This window comes from Mesorhizobium sp. CNPSo 4689 (assembly GCF_057784325.1).
This window is the reverse complement of the sequence record NZ_JBWLUZ010000008.1, coordinates 16,122-39,973: the sequence shown is the minus strand read 5'-3', so window position 1 is coordinate 39,973 and position 23,852 is coordinate 16,122. Positions and strand designations below refer to the sequence as shown.

25 protein-coding genes and 2 pseudogenes are annotated in these 23,852 nt (G+C 59.3%); 16 read left to right on the top strand and 11 right to left on the bottom strand.

Translation table 11 applies throughout. From position 1 onward, the window contains the following. Positions 1-116 precede the first annotated feature (116 nt). From AC04SI_RS14145 to AC04SI_RS14110, 8 genes are all read left to right on the top strand, one after another. Complete coding sequence (locus tag AC04SI_RS14145) at positions 117-902, top strand: hypothetical protein (RefSeq protein WP_488474368.1); 786 nt, start codon at positions 117-119, stop codon at positions 900-902. A gap of 460 nt (positions 903-1,362) precedes the next feature. Continuing rightward, positions 1,363-2,604, top strand: coding sequence for a site-specific DNA-methyltransferase (locus tag AC04SI_RS14140; protein ID WP_488474406.1), 1,242 nt, complete (start codon positions 1,363-1,365; stop codon positions 2,602-2,604). A 243-nt stretch (positions 2,605-2,847) separates the two neighbouring features. After that, positions 2,848-3,324, top strand: a complete 477-nt coding sequence (locus AC04SI_RS14135; RefSeq protein ID WP_488474367.1) for a phage terminase small subunit P27 family — start codon at positions 2,848-2,850, stop codon at positions 3,322-3,324. A gap of 489 nt (positions 3,325-3,813) precedes the next feature. Next, the gene (locus AC04SI_RS14130; protein ID WP_488474366.1) at positions 3,814-5,481 is read left to right on the top strand and encodes an ABC transporter permease; all 1,668 of its coding nucleotides are present in this window, start codon (positions 3,814-3,816) and stop codon (positions 5,479-5,481) included. Next, a complete protein-coding gene (locus AC04SI_RS14125; RefSeq protein WP_488474365.1) occupies positions 5,465-6,691 on the top strand; it encodes a PAN domain-containing protein in 1,227 nt (408 codons plus the stop codon). The genes AC04SI_RS14130 and AC04SI_RS14125 overlap by 17 nt, the downstream gene beginning before the upstream one ends. A 480-nt stretch (positions 6,692-7,171) precedes the next feature. Beyond that, a complete protein-coding gene (locus tag AC04SI_RS14120; protein ID WP_488474364.1) occupies positions 7,172-7,570 on the top strand; it encodes a hypothetical protein in 399 nt (132 codons plus the stop codon). A 17-nt stretch (positions 7,571-7,587) separates the two neighbouring features. Beyond that, positions 7,588-7,761, top strand: a complete 174-nt coding sequence (locus AC04SI_RS14115; protein WP_488474363.1) for a hypothetical protein — start codon at positions 7,588-7,590, stop codon at positions 7,759-7,761. Positions 7,762-7,768: 7 nt separating this feature from the next. Further along, on the top strand, positions 7,769-7,909 hold the full coding sequence (locus AC04SI_RS14110) for a hypothetical protein (RefSeq protein WP_488474362.1): 141 nt from the start codon (positions 7,769-7,771) through the stop codon (positions 7,907-7,909). On the opposite strand, the gene AC04SI_RS14105 is transcribed toward AC04SI_RS14110, so the two are convergent. Then, positions 7,906-8,262, bottom strand: a complete 357-nt coding sequence (locus AC04SI_RS14105) for a hypothetical protein (RefSeq protein ID WP_488474361.1) — start codon at positions 8,260-8,262, stop codon at positions 7,906-7,908. The two genes, AC04SI_RS14110 and AC04SI_RS14105, sit on opposite strands and share 4 nt — an antisense overlap. A gap of 34 nt (positions 8,263-8,296) precedes the next feature. Here AC04SI_RS14105 and AC04SI_RS14100 point away from each other — a divergent pair, with 34 nt between their 5' ends. Then, positions 8,297-9,307, top strand: coding sequence for a restriction endonuclease (locus AC04SI_RS14100; protein WP_488474360.1), 1,011 nt, complete (start codon positions 8,297-8,299; stop codon positions 9,305-9,307). Positions 9,308-9,594: 287 nt separating this feature from the next. On the opposite strand, the gene AC04SI_RS14095 is transcribed toward AC04SI_RS14100, so the two are convergent. Together AC04SI_RS14095 and AC04SI_RS14090 are read right to left on the bottom strand one after the other, a co-directional pair. Then, positions 9,595-9,960, bottom strand: coding sequence for a sunset domain-containing protein (locus AC04SI_RS14095; RefSeq protein WP_488474359.1), 366 nt, complete (start codon positions 9,958-9,960; stop codon positions 9,595-9,597). Between the two features lie 72 nt (positions 9,961-10,032). Then, complete coding sequence (locus AC04SI_RS14090) at positions 10,033-10,857, bottom strand: ATP-dependent DNA ligase (RefSeq protein WP_488474358.1); 825 nt, start codon at positions 10,855-10,857, stop codon at positions 10,033-10,035. A gap of 938 nt (positions 10,858-11,795) precedes the next feature. Between AC04SI_RS14090 and AC04SI_RS14085 the strand changes: the two genes are divergently transcribed. Then, positions 11,796-12,491 carry a thermonuclease family protein gene (locus AC04SI_RS14085; RefSeq protein WP_488474357.1) on the top strand — a complete coding sequence of 232 codons (696 nt, stop codon included), beginning with the start codon at positions 11,796-11,798 and terminating at the stop codon, positions 12,489-12,491. A gap of 458 nt (positions 12,492-12,949) precedes the next feature. Here the strand turns inward: AC04SI_RS14085 and AC04SI_RS14080 are convergent, their stop codons facing one another. From AC04SI_RS14080 to AC04SI_RS14070, 3 genes are all read right to left on the bottom strand, one after another. After that, complete coding sequence (locus tag AC04SI_RS14080) at positions 12,950-13,201, bottom strand: DUF2285 domain-containing protein (RefSeq protein WP_488474356.1); 252 nt, start codon at positions 13,199-13,201, stop codon at positions 12,950-12,952. A 170-nt stretch (positions 13,202-13,371) separates the two neighbouring features. Beyond that, entirely contained in the window at positions 13,372-13,569 is a 198-nt protein-coding gene (locus tag AC04SI_RS14075; protein WP_488474355.1) for a hypothetical protein, read from the bottom strand. A gap of 213 nt (positions 13,570-13,782) precedes the next feature. Then, the gene (locus tag AC04SI_RS14070; RefSeq protein WP_488474411.1) at positions 13,783-13,911 is read right to left on the bottom strand and encodes a hypothetical protein; all 129 of its coding nucleotides are present in this window, start codon (positions 13,909-13,911) and stop codon (positions 13,783-13,785) included. Between the two features lie 154 nt (positions 13,912-14,065). Between AC04SI_RS14070 and AC04SI_RS14065 the strand changes: the two genes are divergently transcribed. Further along, complete coding sequence (locus tag AC04SI_RS14065) at positions 14,066-14,959, top strand: thermonuclease family protein (RefSeq protein WP_488474354.1); 894 nt, start codon at positions 14,066-14,068, stop codon at positions 14,957-14,959. Positions 14,960-15,224: 265 nt separating this feature from the next. Here the strand turns inward: AC04SI_RS14065 and AC04SI_RS14060 are convergent, their stop codons facing one another. The 4 genes and pseudogenes from AC04SI_RS14060 to AC04SI_RS14045 form a co-directional block, all read right to left on the bottom strand. Further along, complete coding sequence (locus AC04SI_RS14060; RefSeq protein WP_488474353.1) at positions 15,225-16,931, bottom strand: MASE4 domain-containing protein; 1,707 nt, start codon at positions 16,929-16,931, stop codon at positions 15,225-15,227. A gap of 60 nt (positions 16,932-16,991) precedes the next feature. After that, positions 16,992-17,171, bottom strand: a pseudogene (locus AC04SI_RS14055) (VOC family protein); the annotation flags it as partial. 266 nt (positions 17,172-17,437) lie between these two features. After that, positions 17,438-17,854 (bottom strand): response regulator transcription factor, encoded by a 417-nt coding sequence (locus AC04SI_RS14050; protein ID WP_488474405.1) that lies wholly within the window; start codon positions 17,852-17,854, stop codon positions 17,438-17,440. A 53-nt stretch (positions 17,855-17,907) separates the two neighbouring features. Then, the gene (locus AC04SI_RS14045) at positions 17,908-18,540 is read right to left on the bottom strand and encodes a response regulator transcription factor (protein ID WP_488474352.1); all 633 of its coding nucleotides are present in this window, start codon (positions 18,538-18,540) and stop codon (positions 17,908-17,910) included. A 549-nt stretch (positions 18,541-19,089) separates the two neighbouring features. Between AC04SI_RS14045 and AC04SI_RS14040 the strand changes: the two genes are divergently transcribed. The 5 genes from AC04SI_RS14040 (at position 19,090) to AC04SI_RS14020 (ending at position 23,540) form a co-directional block, all read left to right on the top strand. Beyond that, positions 19,090-19,707 carry a response regulator transcription factor gene (locus tag AC04SI_RS14040; protein ID WP_488474404.1) on the top strand — a complete coding sequence of 206 codons (618 nt, stop codon included), beginning with the start codon at positions 19,090-19,092 and terminating at the stop codon, positions 19,705-19,707. 828 nt (positions 19,708-20,535) lie between these two features. Beyond that, entirely contained in the window at positions 20,536-20,811 is a 276-nt protein-coding gene (locus AC04SI_RS14035) for a hypothetical protein (RefSeq protein WP_488474351.1), read from the top strand. A 500-nt stretch (positions 20,812-21,311) separates the two neighbouring features. Next, positions 21,312-21,734, top strand: a complete 423-nt coding sequence (locus AC04SI_RS14030; protein WP_488474410.1) for a hypothetical protein — start codon at positions 21,312-21,314, stop codon at positions 21,732-21,734. A 451-nt stretch (positions 21,735-22,185) separates the two neighbouring features. Beyond that, positions 22,186-22,797: a sulfite oxidase-like oxidoreductase gene (locus AC04SI_RS14025; RefSeq protein WP_488474403.1), complete on the top strand. Its 612-nt coding sequence runs from the start codon at positions 22,186-22,188 to the stop codon at positions 22,795-22,797. Then, the gene (locus AC04SI_RS14020) at positions 22,794-23,540 is read left to right on the top strand and encodes a ferredoxin reductase (protein ID WP_488474350.1); all 747 of its coding nucleotides are present in this window, start codon (positions 22,794-22,796) and stop codon (positions 23,538-23,540) included. Before AC04SI_RS14025 ends, AC04SI_RS14020 begins: the two co-directional genes overlap by 4 nt. A 12-nt stretch (positions 23,541-23,552) precedes the next feature. Here the strand turns inward: AC04SI_RS14020 and AC04SI_RS14015 are convergent. Continuing rightward, positions 23,553-23,793 (bottom strand): annotated as a pseudogene (locus AC04SI_RS14015) (2Fe-2S iron-sulfur cluster-binding protein); the annotation flags it as partial. Positions 23,794-23,852 lie beyond the last annotated feature (59 nt).

Sequence of the window (23,852 nt, the reverse complement as noted above, 5' to 3'; positions counted from 1 at the left end):
TTGCTCCGCCTTCCATTGCCTTTCCTGCGCAGAGCCTGCCGCCAAATGTCAGAAATGCAAAAACCGGCCATGAGTGGCCGATTTGTTTGCGATCGGTTTACCTAAGCTGCTGAAATTTGGGGAAGAACGACACGTTTGCGGTCACGCTAGGCGTTCCGTTCTACCTTGGGCCGATGGCACACCGCCAAAGACCACCGTGGCTATTTGGCCTCGAAGATGATGACCTTGCCGAAGGCGATTTCGACTATGATTCACGGCCGTCCTGGGAAAAGCTCGATCCGAAGGCGGGATTGCCGACATGGGAGGCTCTTTTCCATTTCGTGGACCGCAGCCAGGCAGCAGAGCTTTTCGAGCTTGATCTCGGTGGTTATGGGGATTTGAGCAACCTCGACCCGCTTTCATGGCCTGACGAACGCCGTGAGTTCGAGAGTCTACACGGTCGCCACCGGCTTCGCCTTATCAATCTGGGGGGAGCGCTTTGGGGAAAGTTGCTGCGGGGGAAGCTCGTGGCATATGGCTTCAGCAACCAGGCGCCGCTTGATGCTCCGCGCCGCCCCATAGCTAAAGAGCGTTGGCGCGACCTTCAACTCGACGTCAAGGAGTCCACTGCTTCCGGTCCGGGAATCGAAGTAACGCAAATCCTCATACGCGAGCCTGGCGCGGCTGAGCCTCGAAGCCTTGAACTCACACGCAAACGGTATTCCCCGGCAGCACTTCGCACGTGGTACATCGAACGGATTTCTGATTGCGACCAGACAGGCAGACGGCCTTCCAGGGAGGACGACTACAAGGAGGCCAAGGTCAAATTCGATGGCGCCGTGCCGAAACGTGCTGTCGAAAGCCTGCGACGGGAACTGGCCCCGGAAAGTTGGACACGGAAGGGTCGCAGGGCCTCCAAGTAAGCATGGCATCGGAAGTGCGCCGATGGCGAGCCGCCGAGCCGCGAGCCACCAAGAAAGGCGAGCGGCACCGGCGGCGAGGGTGTGGCGATGACGCAAGTGACGCTTATGACGCGCCTCCCTTACTATGAACTGGAGGCTAACTAACCCCTTTCTGGCTCAGAGTTGGGAACAAGCGTCAGTCCCGTCACTGAAGCTTCGATTCCCTTCCCCTTGCGTCGCGGTTCCGCCGCTGTCGTCTCCTGCTCAATGCTGCGCAGTCGTGGCGATAAATGTCATCGTTTCAATGATATAGCCGATCTTGTACAATCCCTTGCGGGCAAATGGACGTCGTCGCGGGATGGCAGGGGCTCATCAGATGCGTCGGGACGTGATTGATGACGAAGGACATTCCTCCTCTGCCCGTTCGCCGCAGCTGCGCTCTGCTCGCCAGCCATCGTCCAAAATGGGTGGCGAGCTTCGGATGGACGCCAATCGTTTGGCAGTGGAATACCGTTCTGCCGAAGCTCTGATCCCTTACGCGAGGAACGCCCGCACGCATAGCGATGCGCAGACAGCGCAGATCGCGGCGTCGATCCGCGAGTTCGGCTGGACGAACCCGATCCTGGTTGATGGCGACAACGGCATCATTGCCGGGCACGGGCGACTGCTGGCGGCGCGCAAGCTCGGCATGGTTACTGTGCCGGTCATCGAGCTTGCCGGCCTAACGGACGCTCAGAAACGCGCGCTGGTGATCGCCGACAACAAGCTGGCGCTGAACGCCGGCTGGGACGACCAACTGCTCGGACTTGAGCTGGGCGAGTTGGAGAGCCTCGGCTTCGATCTGTCGCTGGCCGGCTTCAGCGAACTGGAGGTCTTGGCGCTGACCAGCCGCGGCACACCGGGGCTCACCGATCCCGACAACATCCCTGATCTGCCCGAGAAACCTGCCAGCATGATCGGCGATGTCTGGTTGCTCGGCAATCACCGGCTGATCTGTGGCGACAGCACCAATGCCAATGACGTCGAGCGGGTCCTCGCCGGGGTCAAGCCCCACTTGCTGGTGACAGATCCGCCCTACGGCGTCGGCTATGATCCGGCCTGGCGCGAGCGGTTAGGTGCCGGAGCCAACCTGGCCAAGGGAACGGTGTTGAACGACGACCGTGCCGATTGGCGTGAGGCCTGGGCGCTGTTTCCGGGAGACGTTGCCTATGTCTGGCACGGCGCTCTTCATGCTGCCACGGTGGCCGCAAGCCTAGAAGCCAGCGGCTTTGCCGTTCGTTCCCAGATCATCTGGGACAAGACCCGGCTCGTCATCGGCCGCGGCGACTATCACTGGCAGCACGAACCGGCCTGGTACGCCGTCAGGAAGGGCAAGAAGGGCCACTGGGCGGGCGATCGCAAGCAGACCACCGTCTGGGCCATCCCGCACAAGAAATCGCCCACGGGGCACGGCACCGAGAAGCCCGTCGAATGCATGCGCCGCCCGATTGAGAACAACTCCTCGCCTGGTCATGCCATCTACGAGCCGTTCTGCGGATCCGGCACCACGATCATTGCCGCCGAGATGACCGGCCGTTGCTGCCATGCCGTCGAGCTCAACCCCGCCTATGTCGATCTGGCCATCACCCGCTGGCAGGACTTCACTGGCGAGAGGGCAATTCTGGTAGGCAGTGGCCAGAGCTTCGCCGACCTTCCAGCCCAACGGTTGGCCAGTAGGCAATGACACGGACCAGGGCACCCCGGGGGGGGGGCGGTCAAATATCCACATCCTTTTTGGAATGCGACCGGTGCCCCCCCCTTTCTTTGAATAACCGCGAAATTGGCAGGGGGGTCGCCGCGGTATGGCTCGAACTGAGATGGCTAAATACCGGGCTTTCCACCTCTCGAAGGCATGATCGCAGCCTCGAAACGGTAGACAAACTCCAGAGCCCACCACGTCATTGCGACGGACTGAAAGAGCAACACAATGCGTGGACGCAAGCCAACTCCGACAGCACTCAAGATCGTCATGGGCAACCCCGGGAAGCGACCGCTCAACAAGCTCGAGCCGAAGCCGGTCACCGCAATGCCAACCTGCCCTGCGCATCTGATGCCGACGGCGAAGGCAGAGTGGAAACGGCTCGCCCGCTACCTCCACCGTCTTGGTGTGATCAGTGAATTGGATCGTGCTGCTCTTGCCGCTTACTGCCAGGCCTATGGCCGCTGGGTGGAAGCCGAGAAGAAGCTGAAGGAGACCCCTACCCTGCTTCGAACCCCAGCCGGTTACGTGCAGCCCTCCCCCTGGCTGGCGATCTCGAACAAGAATGTCGAACTGATGCACAAGTTCATGAGCGAGCTTGGACTTTCGCCCGTGTCACGAAGCCGGGTCTCGACCACCCGCGATATGGGTCCGAAGCCTTGGGAGTTTACCGGCAACGAGGAAGACGACGAATTCTTTTCATGAGACAACCCGTGATACGGCTTCGCGCCTTGAATCGCAGAAGCTTCGCGAACGCAATGAAGCCCTCGACTGCGGCGTCTATGCCCGCGCCGCCGCTTGGATCATCGGTGCCGACCGTTGGCCGGAATCAACCTGGCGGGACCTCGAGGCGCAGTTCGGCAAGAACGTCGCTGCCCTGAGGCTGACAGCGACTGCCGCAGCCACGGCGCCACCGTTGGCCTCAGCTTCGAACAATCAAAACACGCGTCCTCAAAAGCGGCAGCCCTGGCTGAGGACTAGGCGTATTCGCCTGGGCCGCTGGCTGGAGTAACGAAGCGCTTGCCGAGACAACGCGCCATCCGAAATAAATCAGGCTAGCAGACGCAACAACTTTGTCGCCGGCTCGCCGGTTATTCACCCTGTTCCAAGTTACGCTGTATCCAGCGGTAAATTTTGCTGCAAACGCCAGCGTCACATGTCAAGATGGGTTGGGTAAAGGGTGGGGATTTGCATATGTACACGGCAATGAGCCAGAAACTGGCGAGCTATGGCCAGTGGACGTATCGCGGTGCGTGGGCACTTGAAATCGTTGCGGCGATCATCGGTCTAGCAACCGGCGTCGCCCTGAGTTACCGCGGCTTTGTTGCCAATGAGGCGGCGGACTCAATGGACCTTGTCCTTGCAAGTGCCCCGTTCTTTATGATCGCGATTGCTGAGCTGACGAAAATCCCAATCGCCACGCTTCTGTTCGGCGCCTCATGGTTTTGGAAACCTGTTATCCTAGCGTTTCTGCTCGTATTGGCCGGCATCACTTTTGAGACAGTCCTTCTCGGATTGGAGCGTGCCAGCACAATGCGCGAGGTGCAGTATGCCAACTTCGCCAACCGAGCCAAAGGACTCCAGCAAGAGAGCGAAAATCTCAAGGCGGCTGCCGAAAGCTTGCGAAACACTGACGGCGAGGCAAAGGCCCGAAGCGATCTGGAGCAGCTCAGTGGATTGGCTGACACCGAGCGCGACAAATTGCGTGCACGGATAACAGAGGTTGACGAAGAGCTGCAGGCCGCAACCACCCTTTCACCAGCAGCGGCGCGAGCCAAGGAGCACCTCGAGGAGAAACAAGCAGCGCTGAGCGCGCTCGTAGAACGGCGCGATCGAGAGATCAAGGACGCCGTGGAGCAGTTCGAGCGACAGCGGGATAGCTACGTTGATCGCATAAAGAGTGCACGCGAAACAGGCGACCTTGCATCGGTGCAGCGCAACGAAGAAGGGCTGAACAAGCTGACTAACCCGCGGCTCAAAAAGGAGGCCGAGTTCGCGCCGAAATTGGCCGAATTGGAGCCCGCAGTCGCCGCGGCCCGCGCTGAATATGAGACGCTGCGAAAAGATAGTCCTCCAATGACCCTCCAAGACAAACAGCGCCTTGAGGCTAGGCGCAACGATCTGGAGAAACTCTACGACGGCACCACTGCCGATTGGGATCGTAAGCTTAACGAGGCTCGTACTGCTCTAGCGGCCGCTCAGGAAGCCGCAACTCGCAAGTCAGAGGCGCTCGCCACCAACCAGCAGCGGCAAGAGGCCATCGCAACGGAACTGAACCGCCTGGAAACAGAGCGCCTCCCGGTCGCTCGCAACGATCAGATCCGTAGGCTGGCAGCTCGCTGGTATGGGGTGAAGCCAGAAGACGTTACAGAACCTCAAGCCGGCACGGTATCGACGATCTGGTTCGCCTCACTTGCATTCATCGCCGCATTAGCGGGGCCGATCACAGCGATGGTCGCGCTGGCCTTGCAGCGCATCGGCGCACAGGCGGACGTTCAGCGCGAAAGCAAACTCTCGCGATTGCTACGTCGAATGCTGCTACGCTGGCGGTGGCGCCGTGTCCGGAAGGTAACCGTGCAGGTGCCGGTTGACAGAGAGGTCGAAAGGCGCGTCGAGGTTCCTGTCGAAGTCGAGAAGGTCGTCAAAGAGATCCTCTATGTTCCTGTCCTTACTGACGACCCGGAAGCGCTACGCCGGGCGTTGGATCGGGAACTGCCTCCGGAAGTGGTCGATCTGGTGAAGGTTTCAGCAAAAGGCCAATACGACCGAATAGGGAAAGCCCTCGAAGGTGAACTGCAATTAGATTTTGACGAGCCGACAACGGGTGCGAAACGGGGTAGTAGACGTGCTCGTACGACATAACACCAAGCTTCTCGAACAAGCGATCGATCTGCAGATCAAACGGTCGGCTATTCCAACTCTGCAGGCAGAAGCAGCTGCGCACGACAAGATCGCTCGTGCCAATGCATTTCGGCGAATGGCTAGCGGCGCTGCCATCGCCATGGCCGCTATTGGGATCGGTGTGGGTGTATGGCTGGTCTTTGATCGCGACCCAACGGTGATCCAACCGGAGCCGCCGGTCGCCCAAAACAAACCGTCAAATCCGAACGAGAACCAGCTAAAAGAGACGAAGAAATCAGAAGACAGAATTCCGGGTGGCGAGACAATCGCCGAAGAGGGAAAGACAGACAAGCTGAAGTCGCCGCCAATCGAGAAGCCAACGCTGCCGCCCGCAGGCCCAGCCAATCCAGATACGTTCGATTTCGTAAAGTTCGCCAATCGCCAAGTGACTTACGCCGGCAGCACTTGGCAACTCGAGTCCGGTCATCATTTTGACAGTGAGAAAGATCCAACTTGGGACACCGCTTGGTGTTATACGCGGAAGCTGGCAAACACCGGAGTCGAGGTTCAGGTAAGGCTTGTCAACAGACTCTCACCTACATCGAAGCCGCAGGCACCGGTGTCGTCGATCGAGACACTCGCATCGGTGGGCCTTGACGACAATTCGGCGCGAGAACTCGCCAGCCGTTGCCTCTGGCTCGACGAGGCCAGTTTCGCGCCAAGCGATTTCGACATGGACCATGAGCGGAAAGAAGCAGCTGCCGCGGCCGAAGAACTGTCTGTGCAGCAGGACGGATGGGATGCGATCGGAAACGATTTGCCGGGTATGCCCGCTTGGAATGTCTCGCTTGAACAGTGTCAGGCCCAATGCGAAGCAGATAGCCGCTGCTTAGCACTCACCTACGATAAGAAGCACGCCGCCTGTTTCATGAAGGATAATGGGTCGATTCTGGTTAGGAGTCCTGACGCAGTGATGGCGGCGAAGGGAGCCATCAAGGCGAATCTCCAGTACTCTAGCCTCGTTTTCGCCAAGGACACGGTAGTCGTTGGGGGCGCTTACGCGAACGTGCGGAGCAACTATGCCGACTGCATATTGGCCTGCGCCGCCGATCAGAGATGTCTGGGTTTCAATTTTGACGGTCCGAACAAGATGTGCGCCATGCTCGACAACGTGACATCATCGTCTCCCTTCAAGGGCGTGACGTCCGGCGTTAAAGCCACCCGCAGTTGAATTGGCACTGGTCCGACATCACGTGCCGAGCCATCCACTGCGGGGACTGAGCCGACGAACGCTAAAAGCATAGCAACAGTCCGTTCGATATTTCTCAAAGCGCGGGGGATCGATCATCGGACAATTGGGAGACCACTCGACGTATCGGACCGGACGAGATGGCAGATCATGGCGTCTGGCTGATGGCGGCCCACTTGCGCATGTCCAGGGTTTTGGCAATCCTCAGTCGATGAGCGTGCGGCACGTTTGGCAAATAGTCAGAGATAGATTGGCCCCTAGATCCGCTAGTGCGGTTGAGGACTGGAGCCACTTGCCGACGGCCGTTGCTAGCTCCACGTGGAGCCTCGAGGTCTACTACCCACCAGAGGTGTTGGAACGGCAGCGCGAGAAGGCGAGACGAGCGACAGAACACGCTGCCTCCTTCGTCGCCGCCGAGTTGGAAAAGGCAAAACAGCGCAGAGAAGGGCGCCACAGCCGACAATGACCCGCCGCTCCTTCGCCGAAGAGCTTGAAAGCGCCGCCGATCGCATTGCGACCATCGCGCGAGCGGATATGCGGCGCAGCATCTATAATCCGAGGATCGAGCTTCACCTGTCCTTTGCAAACTCCTCTTCGAAAAGAGTGAAGGCGGTTGCGCTAGTGATCACCATAAAGGACGCGTTTGGTGACACGATCCTCACTACCGAAGGAAAGCTAGACCTCAACATCAGACCCGGCGGGAGCGATGTCAGCCCCAGCTTCTTTTTTTGGGACGACAACGAGTTCATGAACGACGACGAATTCAGCAAGCTTGTCGGTCCCGTATCAGCGGGCACAGCAAAGACGGACGTGACCGTGAGACGGGTTGTCTACCAAGACGGCAGCATCGAAAATTATTGATAGGTGTCGGAGGGCAAATGGGCGTTGTTATTATTGTCTTAGGTGTGCTGGAGATGCTGGCGGGCTTTGTGACACTTGGTGTAGCCAAGACCGTAATTCACGAGATCCTTTCCGTCTGTGCGTTCGGGTTCGGCTCAATAACACTCGCTCTTGGGTTGATAATCAGACAGCTAGCATCTGGCGCGTTGTGACGCGGCTTTGGCAGTAGCTCTCTACATCGCTGCCATCACCGCATCGATGCTCGCAGGCGCGGTCTGGCGCTACAGGCAGCGCGACATGATCGGCATGTCGGCTTGCCTGCTGATGGCTGGCATGGGCGTCTCCGTTCTGTTTCGTTAGCGCCAGTCGCGGATCCGCTCCCGCTGCTGGCGTTCGTAGTCGGGAATGAATGTGAAGAATACCGGGCGGCGGCCGCGGCCCTCGGCCTTGCATTTCGAGCAGCCGAAGATCCCGACCATATCCTGATGCATCGACCCGTGATCGGGTCCGAGCCTGTGGATCAGCGCTGCGATATCGAGCTTCGTCGATTTGCAGCACATTGGATGCCCGCAATTGACATAAACGGTTTTGCGGGCGGCCAAGGTGTCGGCGAGGGTCTTGCGGGCATGGCGATCTCCGTTGATGGGGTCGCCGCAACGGAAAGGATTATATTCCTGATATCGCTGATTGCCAACGTCATTTGACGATGCCATTCGTGATGGAAGCTCTTTGTAGTGGGAAAATGCTATGACCAAGCTTGGTCGACCCTATGAACAAGTCGTCGGCGATGTAGCAAAGCAGTTCGATCCCTCCGCCGAGGTGAAGGTCGGCGAGTGGGTGGAAGGGCCTGATGGCCTTCGAGAGATCGACGTTTTGATCACCGGCACCGTCGACGGCGTGACCAGGCGGGTCCTGATCGAATGCAAGGACTATGATTCCCGTAAGCGACGAATAGGTATCGGCGTCGTCGATGCGACGGATTCGAAGCGTCGAGATCTTGGGGTCGATCTCACTCTTATTTGCAGCAATGCCGGCTTTTCGAAGGAGGCAATGCGGAAGGCACGCCGGGTTGGCATCGGTTTAATTGGGGTACTGAAAGAGGCCGACCCTCGCATTCGATACAAGGTCTTCGACGAGATCTACACTCGACGGGTTAATCTGACCATGAAGGCCGATATAGACATAAAGGTCGTGCCGGGTGGCGTTGCGCCTAGGGACGACGTGGAGGCGATAACATTTCAAGGCGCCTCGGTGTTCGCATGGCTGCAACACCGGGTCGTCCTATTCGTGACTCGCAATCGTGTGGTGAAGGGGGCCCACCAACTTCGCTTCAAATTCAGACCGGCTGTACTTATTCAGCACGGGTCTAGTTCGGCGTTCATGACCGAGATCGCGGTGAGGTTCACTCTCACCGGTCAATGGATCGCCCAGCAGGTCGAAATCGATGCCACGTCGGGTCTTTATGACTGGCTACGGCAGAGAGTCCGGCTTGCCCCGACGCCCGACGAGACCAAGCTGATCTATAAGGATGTCAAGTTCGGTACCGGGGGCACGGTCATAGATTCCCATCCGGATCTCGATTCCCTATCGCCAAGCCCGGTGAAGGAAAACGAGGTGCATATGGAGATAATCGATCTTGGCGGGTTCGTCGTGCCGACTGAATACGCCCAACTCGATCCGCACGTGGCGCCTGAAGACGCCGATCCCGTCCGACCTGGTCTTCCTGCTGACGCCTTCCGGTCATCGCCCAGTCCATAACGTGCCGGGCGGCTCCGTCATTCCGATCGGGCCCAGCCGTCAATTGGCTCGATAGTCATGCCTTGTGGGTGATTTTCAAGTTCTTGGGAAAGCGGTCAAATAGGATAGGTCGGCTCTGAATGGCGGCCTCATTGGCGATCTCGGTCTGCAGATCAACGTCCGGCATGTCAGTGTCGGAAAGAGCGCGAACCCTGATGATGCTCGCGACTCGAATTTGATTCAATATCGCAGGAGCGGTTTCTGTTCCGTTAGCTGCCGCTAAAAAACATCCGGAGGGAGCACCCGCCTCAGACTTTCGCTTTCCGCCAGCCGGCCCACCACGCATCCCATTGCGAGCAGAACCAGCGCTCGCCGCGCGCTGGGTTGACGCGCGTAGCCGAGTAATATTCCTGCCCCGGCATATGGTAGATATGCTCGCCCCGCTCGTTGATGTTGCCCTTGATATCGCAGCCCGCTTTGTGGACGGCGTTGTTGCTGGTCGCCGAACCGCCGCCACGGTGAACGCGCGGCAGATCGTCCCGAGCGTCGACAGCAAAATAGGCTGCGGAGGTGATCCCAAGCATCGCCAGAACTGTCATGAGACGATAGCGTAGAAGCGAACGCCACCAAGGCCTTCGCCTCCTTGTCCGCCCAGCATGAACGATGTTGCCCATGATCCCTTCCCCAAGGGCAGAATGCGTCCGTTGCTGGCGGGAGTCCACCCGGTGCCTGGGTCGATCTAGGGACTACTCCTCCCGGAAATCCTGCAGCGACGCATGCCGTAAGTCTTCCTCGCCCCGTAGGTGCTTCACACGGCCGATCAGCCCCTGCTTGACCCATTGCGTCGCCGGCCGCTTCATGCCCTTGGGTGCCGTGCCAGCGTGCTCTTGGACGCGCTCCCAGAGCCGTTCCCGCATTTCCCGGTTCAAGGTGATGAACGCCGAGCCAACATAGCGGCCTGTGCCTCGGTCGGCCAACAGGGCAAAGGCAGGCTTGCCAGCCTCACGCTCGACGCCGAGCAGTTCAAACTCCCCGACTGTGTAGCATTTCGTCTTCAGCCAGTTGGTCGAAGGCCCGCTGCGATACTTGCTGTCTCGACGATTAGACACCATTCCCTCAAGGCCGGCCTGGTCGACCAGGTGATAGATCGCCGCGGCGTCGCCCGGCAGCGTCTGGCTGAACTGGATGCGGATGTCAGGCGGGATGATGCTGGCGAGGATATCGCGGCGCTCTTGCAGCGCCATGTCGCGCAGGTCGTGGCCGTTGAGGTGCAGCAGATCGAAGGCGACGAAATAGAGGTCGTGCTGGCGCCGCGTGATGGCCTTACGCAAAGCCGCGAAATCCGACAGGCCGGCCTCATTGAGCACGATGATCTCGCCGTCGATGATGGCGCTTTCGGCGTCGAGCTCGCCCGCGGCTCTGGCGAGATACTTCGACGTCCAGTCGAGCCCGCGGCGGGTGAAGATGCGCACGCCGCCAGCATCCTTGATGATTTGCGAGCGGTAGCCGTCGAATTTGACTTCGTGAAACCAGTCGTCCCCTTCGGGTGGCTTTTCCACCAGGGTCGGCATTAGCGGCTCAATGAACGACAACCGGTCCCCGCCGGGAGGCTTACACATCGGAACCCCACGCAACATCGAATTTGTTCAATATCGCACGGCCGCAAGCGTTCCGTTAGCTGTCTCTAATTGATGGCTGGCTTGAAACGCGACTTGCGCGGTGATTTGCTCCGGTTCTTAACCAAAGGGATAATCTAGGGGTACTTTCCTGCCTGCCAGAAAGTGACTTCTAAGGCAGCGCCCGGCGACACCGCTAGCGGTGGAATCCAATACTACTAAAAACAAATTTGTAGACTCATAAGCCAGATTTGTCTCACTATTCAACGGGGGGACAAATCAATGAGAGCGAAAGCCTTTCTCGCGAGCTTAGCCGTATTTATTAGCGGCTGCTCAACAAGCGCCAAAGTTTCCAACAGCGATCTCACCGCAATGAATACGGTGACGCTCTGTCATGTTCTGGCTAGCAGCACAGACGAGCAATATCGGAGCCGAGTGGCAGCCCTTCTAGTTCGCCGGGGTGCAACGGCAGAGAAGTGCATCAGGCTCATACAAACTGACAATGCTGTAGCGACTGGAATAGCTGTCGCGGCTGTAGGTGGCGCGGCGGTTGGAGTTGCCGCTAACAATGGCGGCGGGGGATACTACGTTCCACGGCCTCAGGTCTATGGGGTCGCGTGGGACCAGTTCTACGGCCAGAATTACAGCGTGATCTGGCGCTGCCGAGATAGGGCGACAGGCCGGTTCGTTGACGACTACTATTGCGCCGGCGCGCCCATGATCGACGCCACTTGGCCGGGCTGGTCGGCGTAGGCGGGCCCGTGGACAGATCACGGCACGACAATCGGTCCAACCAGTGGCGAAAGCGCACTGGGGCCAAGCGCTTACGGGCGTTGCGTTGGGCGAGCGTGCCGGGCCGTCTGGTCGTGGTGACTGTCGCTGCGGCGGGCGCCTTGGCCGCGCAAAGCGTCATGAAGCACAGCGACCGTTTGCCCGAGATCAATCTGTCGAATTTGATCGGCCCGAAGCCCGCGCCGATCGCCGGTGTCGCCTCAGTCATCGACGGCGATACAATCGAAATCCACGGGCAGCGCATCCGTTTCAACGGCATCGATGCGCCCGAGAGCCGGCAGTATTGCGAGGACGCCAAGGGCTTCGAATATCCGTGCGGGCGCCGAGCGGCGGAAATGCTGGACGTCTTCCTGGCGGCCTCGAGGCCAGTCCAATGCGCATTCGTGACTTGGGATCGATACGGGCGCTTCGTGGGCGACTGCCGGCGCGCCGATGGTGCCAGCGTTGCCGCCTGGATGGTCGAGCACGGTCAGGCGCTCGACTGGCCCCGCTACAGCCACGGCAGCTACGCAGAGCAGCAGGTGAAGGCCAAGGCGGCAAAGGTCGGCGTGTGGGTCGGAACGCTTCAGGCGCCCTGGGAATGGCGTGCCGAGCATGCGGACAATCAGCAACCGGCGATCAGCGAGTCTCTCGGGATCATCAACAGGCAAGTGGCACAAAGTTTCTCCTGCCAGCCACGGCGGACCTGCCCACAGATCAGTTCCTGCTACGAGGCGAACTGGTATTTGGCCAACTGCTCTTGGGGCGGCAAACTCGACCGCGACAAGGATGGTATTCCTTGTGAAAGCCTGTGCTAGAGGAGCGGTGTGATGATGGACAAGGAAGAATGACTTTGAGGACGGCTTATGTCTGCCTAGCTGCTTGTATGCTCTCAGCATGTGTCGCCCAACCCGGATTTTTCCTCGTTGAAGGAAAGCCCTACCAAGGATCCGACTCCAACGTTCTCGGACTGAAACGCGCGCAACAAGCCGGGCTGATGCCGGTATCGATTTCTTGTCGCATGCCGCGCTCAGGCCCCGCCTCCAAGTCACCTACGGCGGGCACAGCAAGGATCGGATTGGCAAAAGCTCCAAAGCCTACAGAGTGGTATGTCATTGTAGGTGACTCTGCCGCAGCAAACAGGGATCGAGCGGCTGCAAAGGCCAAGGGGTTGCGCAAGGTATCGGCCGATAGCTTCTATCAATCGGTCGCTGGCAAACAGTCGCACTGCGAGATTTGGCGCGCCGAGTAGGCGTGGTGCCAAGAGGTCTAGGACTCAGAGCAGCGCGCCACCTGGGCTCGAGCAAGATGCTCGAGCAAGATGGGTTTCCCACGCTCGGAACGCCCGTTCCGGCTCCTTCTCTGGACCGATATGCAGGACGATCTTCGCGACCTCTCTCCAGTCGGCATCTTCGGCCGCAGCATCGAGCAGTCGGATGTAGGTTAGACGCTCTTCGTCGTATCCTGTCATAACAGAAGACGTGGGCGCCTCGTCGGCGACATCAGGGTCAAGGAGAGGGGCACGCATTGCCACATGCTAGCGGCAGTTGGTTGCTGACGTAAAGGATGACCGTTGAGCACGTCCGCCTTGGCCATGTCGGCAAGGATGCTGGTGGCGCATGCGAAATTCTAAGTCGCTTGAAGTGAGACCGGGGGCACCCCCGCAGGCGCAGGCTATATGTGCCCCCCCGGCCCTGCTTAGTCGATAGTCACAATGGCGAAGTTAAAATTGTCCGCCGACATAAGACGGTCGCCGGTGTCCATTGCCTTGTTTTTCAGCACCACCCACTCGATCTCCCAATCGACGGCGATGGTTGTTGACGTATTGAAGGTGTTCCTCGTCACATCAGTCAACAATACCACAAATTTGTCGCGCTGCTTGTTTGGGAAACTCAATCGTCATTTTGCGAAGTCAAACGCAGCGCCTTTGCTAAGGATCATATGCGCGCCTTTATCCATGACTTGACCCGCTGCGAGAATTCGTCCTGGTCCAACTACGGTGGGTTCCGCCATTTTATCCTCCTTTCCTGTTTGTGCGCCCGCGGCTTCGTGAGCACACCCCTCTAGACCGTCACGGTCAAGTAAGGACAAAGTACTAGATTGGCAGCGCTACTTTTCGACTACGGGCTTGAACTTCCGCAGGATGAATTCGAACAGGATATCGGAGATCCACATAGCCAATACGCCGATCAGGAAGGCGGCGGCGAGCGCCAGGCCGCGCGGGAACGGGGCTTCCAAGTTCTCCGCGTGGCTGAAGACGACAGCGCCGTGTCCTTGCGAACTTCAACGGACATGCCGCATTGAACCGCTCCCGCTTCGATCAGATTAGCGATCTGTCACGTATGGACTCAACCGTTGATTGGAAGCATTCTCCCCTTGGGGAAAGAGGGGCGTGGGCAAGGTCCAGCGTCATCAAGGTGCCAATCAGGCTGACCGGTGGCGAAAGCGCGCCGGCAGGAGAAGGTTGTCACAGCGACTGCCGCGACCGCTCTTGGGGCTTCTTTTGCTGGGCGTTGGCACGCTTGCCGCAGCAGTCACCCAATTCGCTATCCATAGCACCGCCGGCCAACAGAACACCTCTGGTCTCCAAGAGATCATTGGCCTCCAAAGCACCATAACAAATTGGACGGAACCGCTGCCTGAGCCGATGCAAGGCCGCGCCACCGTTATCGACGGCGACACGGTCGAGATTGCTGGCCAGCGCATCCGCTTCAACGGCATCGACGCCCCAGAGAGCCGGCAGTATTGCGACGACGCCAAAGGCTTCGAATATCCGTGCGGGCGCCGGGCTGCCCAAGCACTGGATGAGTTCCTGGCAGCTTCGCGGCCGATGCATTGTGTCTTTGTTGATCGCGATCGGTACGACCGGCTTGTCGGCAACTGCGAGCGCGACGACGGTCGCAGCGTCCAACGCTGGCTTGTCGAGCAGGGTCTGGCCCTCGACTGGCCGCGCTATTCGAATGGGACATTCGCCGCCGAGCAAGGCACCGCCAAGGCAGCCCATCGGGGCGTTTGGCAAGGCAGATTCGATCAGCCTTGGGATTGGCGTGCAGCGAATGCCGAAAAGGTTGAGGCGGTCAGCGAGCAATCGACTGGCGTCGGCCTTCTCGGTGGCTCGGGCTGCAACATCAAGGGCAACATCAGCGTGAACTCGGGTGAGCATATCTACCATCTTCCCGGCCAAGAGTATTACGACCAGACTGTGATCACGCCGAGCAAAGGAGAGCGGTGGTTTTGTTCAGAGGCCGAGGCGCGCGCCGCAGGCTGGAGGAAGGCGAGACAGTGAAACGCGTTTGCCTGGCAACCGCTCCTGGCTTTCGGCAGCTCGGGCAGTTGGTCAGCCGACGATCTATCGGCCGAAGAAATCACGATCCCGCGTTGTGAATGGTTCGTCCAGTTGTTCGGCAAGGAACCTCTATCGTCGTACCGGCGCATCCGCGCAAAAGAGGACGTCCCGTTGCTACTGGTGACGATCGACTTTGAAACGCGAGACGCATCGGACTGCATTGGAGGGCGGAAACAGACGGTGTGTGGTCTCGACTTCCAAGGGCTCACTCCATGCCGACGGAGGACGCGATATTGGCGCCCAAAACGAATTGAAACTTTGAGCCCCGTGGTGCGTTGGGCGTTACCCAGAGCATGCCGTCGTGCGCTTGGATGATTGAACGACAGATCGATAGGCCCATTCCCATTCCGCGAGATTTGGTGGTGAAGAGCGGATCGAATATCCTCTGCAGGTCCTGCGGGTCGATCCCCATGCCGGTGTCAGCCACCGAAATCACTACACCCCCATCGTCGCGAGGATTTGAACTAACGGTGAGATCGCGTGGACCATCCACGGTGGTCATTGCCTCAATCGCATTGGTGATCAGATTGAGGACCACCTGCTGCACCTGAATTCGATCTCCCATCACCCGCAGCGGCCGCGCGCTTCGCTCAACCTTGACCAATATCCGGTGACTTTTCAGATCGTCCTGAAGCAATGCGATGGCTTCATCAATGAGTTTGTCGACGTCGAATGAAGCTCTGACGCGGTCATCCTTCCGGAAGGTCGCCCGGATGCTCTCGATCACCGCGGCCGCGCGATGCCCGTCAGCTGCGATCTTCGTAAACTCCGTTCTCGCCTTATCTAGATCGGGAACCGCGCGATCGAGCCAGCGTAAACCGGTGTCGGATCTCGTTATCATAGCAGCAAGGGGCTGCTTAACCTCGTGTGCAATCGTGGCGGCAACGGCGTCACCGGTCATCAGTCGGGCATCGCGCTCGCGGCTTTGCGCATCAATAGCGCGCTGCAGCCTCATTCGCTCTTGTTGCAGCATGGTGTTCGAACGAGCGAGGCCGTCATACAGTCGCGCCATCTCTGCAACCAATACCACCATCACGATGGTGGCTGTCACAAGCTGATAAAAATGGCCGGCATACCACGTAAGATTGTAGCGAGCGCTCAAGACGGAGGCCAAGCTTACTTCAAGCAGGAGCGCGCACAAAGCGACGACAAGCCACAGGTCGAGCAAGGACCGCTGGCGCAGCCATAGCAACGAAAGAGCAATGCCACCCAGCGCCAGGACCACCATCCCGCCGATGATGCGACGAAACAGACTGACAGAATGAACGTCTACATAGGTTATTGGCAGCAGATCTTTATGCTGCGTAACGAGCCAGAACAATCCAATGACGAGGGCAAGAACGCCCACGACGCTCAAGCTGATGGCATGTCGCGTGAAGCGAACGTCCGCCACACGATCCGTGTTTTTGAGCAGGGCATAGCCGATGATGGCAATGGGCAGCCCTGAATGCCAAAACCAGTAGAGCCAAACGGCGGACTGCATTCCCGAGCCCAGGACGCCGGTGGGCGTGAACGCACCCGGGAAAGTCAGCGCATGGGCAACCACGATCAGAGCACTGAACAGGTAACCGCTCGCAATCACCAGAAGTGCCCACTGGCGCAAAATGGAGAACTGGGCAAACAGAAAAGCTGCGGTGACGCAGCCGCTGACGAACAGGGCGGCGGCAAGAGTCGGTACAATCGCGTTGATTTCCGGCAGCTTGAAGGCCGCAAACGGCAATGTGCCGAGAAGGATGACGAGCAGGGCCAGTAGGAAAGCGCGCGCCGTGCGCCGCTGACGGGGGGTGGGGGGACGGACACAGACAATCGCCGTAGACAATGACATGGATGACCCCATTAGGGGCGTTACCGCCGCGCACATGTCGCGCGCCCAGTCCACGGGGCGCACGAGGGCAGATTCTTTGTTGCCCAAAACGCACTCGTTTGCCATTGCACACTGCGCCCCAATTGCTAGGAACACCATAGCTACTATTCAAAACGGCAGCGGCCTGGCGGACTGCTCCGCCACCATGTATTCGGCGTACCAGTCGGGCCAGTTCTCGTCCCTCAGTCCGCCGGTTCGCTTCTCGTGTTCGCCATGCGCGACCGCCGCACGCCACAACGCGGCTCTAAGCTCATGCGACGAGTTGAACGTGTCGGCGTCCACGCGACCGGCCGTTGGTACTGCCTTTTGACTGACGTTGACGACAGAAGGCGCGCAGAGGACGCGCTAGAGCCATCGCGGCCGTCTTTGGGCGGAGGCGAATAGGGATGCGCGAGGCCAGTGCAAACACTGGTTACCTGCTTTCCGTCATTGGAGTCAGGGTCCGGATAGCGAATAGTCGACTGATTGAGAACGCGGGAGGTATTGAAGGTTGACAAGCCAGTCCGTAGGGATCGGGCCTATATTTTGCGAGCTTGCCGGCCGCGCAGGACTCCTCAGACTTTGAGAGCCTTTTCGACACAGTCGATCAACGCCTCCGTTTTGAACGGCTTTCGGAGCAGGCATGTTGCGCCGTTTGCTGCCGCCTGATCGTCGATGCCTAGGTTTGAACGTGCGGTGACCATAACCACCGGCACACCGCGTCGCCGCCCTGTGAGCAGCCGGGCAAGATCAAGTCCGCTCATGCCAGGCATGTGAATGTCAACAATGGCGCAGCTATAGGACGCGCCCGCTTCCCGGGCGATGAAGTCCTCCGCGGATGCAAATCCGCATGCCCCATATCCGAGCGAAATAAGGCTATCTACGAGAGCCATGCGGAATGATTCGTCATCATCGACTACCGCGATTAGGAACTCTCTTGACACATCGTCCTGTCCACGGATTTGAGCTAAGGAGAATAGTAGGATCGCCATTTCTGGCATGTGATGCCGCTATAAGCAACCTATACGGGAGTGTTACTCCGCGCCTACGGCCGGCGCCTGGGGTTGATCACGTCCGCGATCCGGACCAGGTCCGCCAAGGTCCTCGCGCCCATCTTCCGCATGGCCGCGCCACGATGAATTTTGGCGGTGATCTCGCTGATTCCGAGGTCGCCGGCCACCTGCTTGTTCATCTTTCCCTCTGTGACCAGTAGCATTACCTGCTTCTGTCGTGCCGACAGTGTTTCAAATCGCTCCCGCACTTTCGAAACATCACCATCGACGGCGCGCTGCTGCCGCCCGCGCTCTATGGCAGCGAACACGGCATCGAGCATGTCCTGATCCTTGAATGGCTTTGGGAGAAAGTCTACTGCACCGCGCTTCATGGCGCGAACTGACATGGGAATGTCGCCATATCCGGTCATCATCACGACCGGCAGATGAACACCCGTCCGTGACAGCTGCGCCTGAAAATCGAGCCCATTCATGTCAGGCAAACGGATATCGATGATAAGACAGCCCGGAGAATCCGGAACGGGCGTGTCGAGGAAATCCTGTGCGGTTGCATAAGTCCGCGTTTCGAGCCCTATCGAAAGGAACAGGTCCTGCAACGCTTCTCGCATCGACGCGTCATCGTCGACCACGTGAACAATGGATTTCTCGTCCGAGGGGAGCGGCATCGCTAAGCATGCCAGAACTCTGAGCGTGCATCAACAGAAAGCGGTGATCTGTATTATCCAACTCATACGTTGATATGAGCATGCCCTTCCGAGCGTTGGATAGCCAATCCGGCACAGAAACTTAGGATACCAGCACTTGAAGACGGCTATTGAATTACTAGTGAACTGCAACTCGGCGTTGCGGCAGCTCTGCGGCCAGGGGCTGCAACTTCGTCAACCTTTGATCCACCCGCCAGGTTGCCGAACGCCGAACTAAGGAGCCTCGCAGTGGATAGCCTTTCCGAACCTAGGCGGCGAAACGTCCTCGCGAATAGGCGAGCCGCCAGCGCTTTCGGCCCTGCTCCCAAGGCAGTCAAACGCACCGCCGACGCCCGGTCAGGCGCAACTCAGGGAAACAACGCGATTCCTCCCTTACGCATCAACCTTTCAGAAGAGACCCTTGTAGATTTGCGTCGGCGCCTGGCGGCGACCCGCTGGCCCCGGCAGGAGGCTGTCAACAACTTTTCGCAAGGCATGCAGTTGGCGCAAACTGCTGACGCTAGGCCATCTATGTCGCAAGATAAACCGATCGTGTTCGTGGTCGACGACGACCGTTCCGTCCGCGAATCGCTGGAATCGCTCATCGACTCTGCGGGCTGGTGTCCGCAAGTTTTCGAGTCCGCTCTGGCATTCTTCTCTCTCCCGCGACCTAGTGTTCCGAACTGCTTGATCCTGGACGTCAATCTTCCGGATATCAGCGGGCTTGATTTGCAAAGTCTAGTCTCTGTCGAGCGGATCGATATGCCAATCGTCTTCGTCACGGGATTCGGCGATGTGGCTATGACTGTTAAGGCGATGAAAGCAGGCGCTGTTGAGTTCCTTATGAAACCAGTCCACACCGACGCACTGTTGGCCGCCGTCGAGGAGGCGCTGGAGCGCAGCAGAACCGCGCTCGAGTTCGAGTTGGAGGTGCGTGCTCTGAAAGATCACCACGAATCGCTGAGTTGCCGCGAGCAGGAGGTTATGGCGTTGGTCGTCTCCGGGCTGCTGAATAAGCAGGTCGGATTTGAGCTGGGCATCAGCGAGATCACAGTGAAGGCCCACAGGGGCAGGGTAATGCGCAAGATGGAAGCGAAATCTCTTCCCGACCTAGTGAACATGGCCGCGAGGCTCGGCCTCGCGCACTGACCAGCCAAATATCGTCGGCCAGGCGGCCGCTAAGAAAGAAGCTGGCGATTGGGCTGATTTCAGCGAGCCGGCGATTGTCGCCAGCGGCAACGATCGGCAACCGCTCGGTCAGAAGTCAGGATTTCCTTGCTGCGAATTTAGCCTTCTTCGGGAGCTGCACAGACCCAGAACGGCGATGTGACATTGTGCGCGCGTCGCCCACCCTGGCATTAACAGTGAGCTAGGAGGGCGTATTGCCTGTCCAGGGGGCGGTTTACATGACGTGATCGCGTCTTTCGGCCAGTTTCGGTTGAGCGGCGCCGAGAGATCCAGCGTGCGCGCTAGCATCAACGCTTGGACTGATCGGTTTAGGCGGCGCGATATCCGTTGTCTGGCTTGGTCGCCTTCTAGGCGACAAACCGATCCTTCTCGTTTTCGACAGCTGCGAACATGTATTTGATGCGGTCGCCGAACTGACTGAACGGCACTTCACTGAGAGACGCAGCTTGTGCACGTCGGTCGTCCAGGTTTGGTTGCCAGTGGCGCTACGGCTGCAAGATATCCCTGGCCGGCGCTGGCATGCGATTGAAGTTCAACTAAACAACAAATAGGCCCGTAGCCGCAATTAGTTCGAGAGACATCCGAAGAACGCAGAGTACCGGGCCTCGTTCGGCGTCTTTCTCGGCGACCGATGCTAAAGTATCGACGATACCATTGTGTAATAGATTTGTGCCCATCTTCTATCAGATAACAATCACTCCGGAGTCACTCCGGCCAACCCAAGTCATCAAGCGACCACTTCCGCGTCGTCGAACGGACGATTGCTCAACCTAGGGAAAGGAACTCGATATGAATATCAAAGCTATCTGTCTCGGCGCATTTGCTTTTTCCGCTGTAGGTGGCCCCGCATTCGCCGGCGCACTCGATGTCGTGGACAACCTCCGGCCGTACTATACCGACAGTAGCATGACCACGTTGAAGTCGTTGCCGGAACTCAAGGTCGCCCTGATGGCCACGCCGATGGCCCAGCGCATGATGATTATGAGAGAATGCCAGGATGCGGCTCAGAGCAAGCCTTATGCGGAGTTCTGTGCCAACGTGAATGCACTGGCCGGAATGAAATAGCCGGCTCCTGAACCTCCCCAATCAGGAATAAAGCCTCCCTCTAGCTCTAGGTGCATAGATGATGGCGAGCACCGCTCGCCATTCCCGCCAGGAAGCGTATCGAACTGGCGGCGACCGATGTCGGCCGAGAACTCTCCCGTCCCTCCCCCGGGAATGCGGCTCCGGCCGGCATCGGTCCATTAATGTTCCCTCGAAATCTGAGAATATCCAATCTTCAGTTGCCGCCATGGCGCGGCTCCGTAAAGAAGGTTGGATCCCGGCGCTTCGGTAGGGCCGGCAGTGGAATTTATCGCTCGTTTGCTCTGAAGCGGCGGCATCGGGCATCGGCAAGGGCACAAAAGTCACTGCAGGTCATGGAGCTGGCGATCCCATACGGAGCACTCGTCTGGCACACTGATGCCAAAGTATTGTCAACACCATCGTACAATAGATTGAACTCAAAAATTGATCTTATCTGTCTGTTCCACCCGAATAAGCAGATTGTGGCAGGAGTTCGCATCATGATACTGTGGTCTCTCATCACGCAGCCGGCGTCAGCCTTTCGCGAATTCGTAGCACCTCGCTACCGGCCCGAGCTCCACTACATGCGCGGCCCCGGTCCAGCCTACGCGCGCCGCGCGGTCATGGTCGGGGCGAGAAGCTGTGTAGTCGACTGTAACCTCTGGCCGCTCTGCCGTTGTCATATCAGCTGCGTCATTGACGACCGCACCAAGCCCGCACCCGGCGGCGTGTTCGCAGGCATGACGCTGCTGGCCGTGGTCGCCGCCGCACTAGTCACCGCTGCACTGGTCGGCGTATGGGTGTTCCTCATGACATCCGATGCGATGGCGCATGACGCGGTGCCAACCGCTGCGCAGCCGCAGGGGTGGTCCTATCCCTTCTCCTGTTGCTCCGGCTACGATTGCCGAGAAGTCGCTGAATAATGCGATCGGACAGCGGCCTGAAGGCTACGTCATCAAGGGGACGGGCGAACTGATCACTTACGCAGACAGCCGCATCAAGGACAGTCCCGATGGCATATTTCATTGGTGTTCGATGGCCGGCGGGAATGACGGGCACACCATCTGCCGCGTGGATTCTGATTTCGCAACGGATCCCCCGATCCAATTGCGTGCTAAAAAGGATCCGAAGGACCTGTCGGGTGCCGCCGCCGACGTCGCGCCGGGCGCCAGGGAAACGCTCAATGTCTGGCGCAACGGCAAGGCCATGCAGATTTCCGCCGCTGTCGGACGCAACAGCGATGATGCGAAGACCGCCTCGGCAGAAGGCAATGGCGGCAAAGTCCCCTCGCCCAAGATTCCTGTTGCCCGCCGGGATATCTTCGAGAACACTGGCTGCGGTCGGTTTCGGCCGCAGCGCAAACGGATGCTCCCGATGGTAACCCGCGGCTTCTCTTCCGGGCGAAAGCCCCCGACGGACACGGATGCCCGCATCCCGCCGGGGCAGTATCTCGAACAGAGCTTTCCGGTTCTGTCAGCCGGGCCGACGCCGCGCGTGCGCACCGAGGACTGGTCGTTCACGCTCAAGCACGGACCGCGGCCGCTCAAGAAATGGACCTGGGCCGAGTTCAACGCGCTGCCACTGAGCAGGATGACGCGTGACATCCATTGCGTGACGGCATGGACCAAGTTCGACACGTCATGGCAGGGCGTGCTGATCGACGATATCCTTGCCGATGCCGGCATCGCGCCGCCGACCGCCTTCACGCTGGCACATTCGTTCGACGGCTATTCGACCAATGTGCCGGCGAAGGATCTTGTCACCGGCAAGGCGATGGTGGCGCTGCTCTATGAAGGCAAGCCGATCACGCCGGACCATGGCGGGCCGGCGCGGCTGCTGGTGCCGCATCTCTATTTCTGGAAGTCGGCCAAATGGCTGAACGGGCTGCAGTTCACCGAGCAAGACGAGCCGGGCTTCTGGGAATTGCGTGGCTATCACATCTATGGCGACCCGTGGCGCGAGCAGCGCTACACGGACGATCCATGAGCGAGGCAGCGGCGACGCAATCGCCCTGGCAGATGGCGAAGATCATTCGCATCGAAAAGCGCACGCCGCGCGTCACCAGTTTCTTCTTCAAGCTGTCGCGGCCTTTCGTCCATCAGGCCGGGCAACATGTCGATGTCAGGCTGACGGCGCCGGACGGCTATCAGGCGCGCCGCTCCTATTCGATCGCCTCCGCACCCGAGAGCGGCGGGACGGTCGAGTTGGCGATCGAACGGCTCGAAGACGGCGAGGTCTCGCCCTTCTTCCACGAGGTGGCAGCGGTCGGCGACGAGATCGAGCTTCGCGGTCCCCTAGGCGGCCACTTCGTCTGGTCCGACAGCGATGGCGGGCCGATCATCCTGGTCGGAGGCGGTTCTGGCGTGGTGCCGCTGATGGCGATGGTGCGCCACCGCACGGCGCGCAAATCCTCCGTGCCGGTCGCGTTGGTGTTTTCGGCGCGGATCTGGGACGAGGTGATCTTTCGCGACGAGCTGATCAAGCTCGACGACCGCCGCGACGGCTTCGACCTGGTGCTGACGCTGACGCGCGAGCCGGCTCAGCGCCCCGATGACTATTCGCGGCGGATCGACGCCCAGATGATGATGCAATCGATGTCGCGGCTGCCCGAGCCGCCGAAGCTTGCCATCGTCTGCGGCTGGAACGCCTTCGTCTCGGCCGCCGCCCAGGCGCTGATCGACGCCGACGTCCCGGCCGGCCTCATCCGCACCGAGCGCTACGGGGTGTGAGCGGCTTGTCTATCAGGCTTCGATCTCGAGCGCCGACAGCGGCTTCGAGCAGCAGGCGAGGATAGAGCCGTGATCGATCTCGTGATCGAGGATGCCGCATGTGGGTCATCTCGACGTCGCCCGAGACCTTCTTGACCTTGCAGGTTCCGCACAGGCCAAATTCGCAGGCCGCGGGAATCCTGACCCCCGAAGCGCGCGCCGTCTGCAGCACGGTCTGCCCGGCAACGCAACCGGCGTCGACATCCAAAAGCGCAACCACAAGCAACGCACAACCCTGCATGCAAACCGCCACGGAATTCGCCTGCTTGGGAT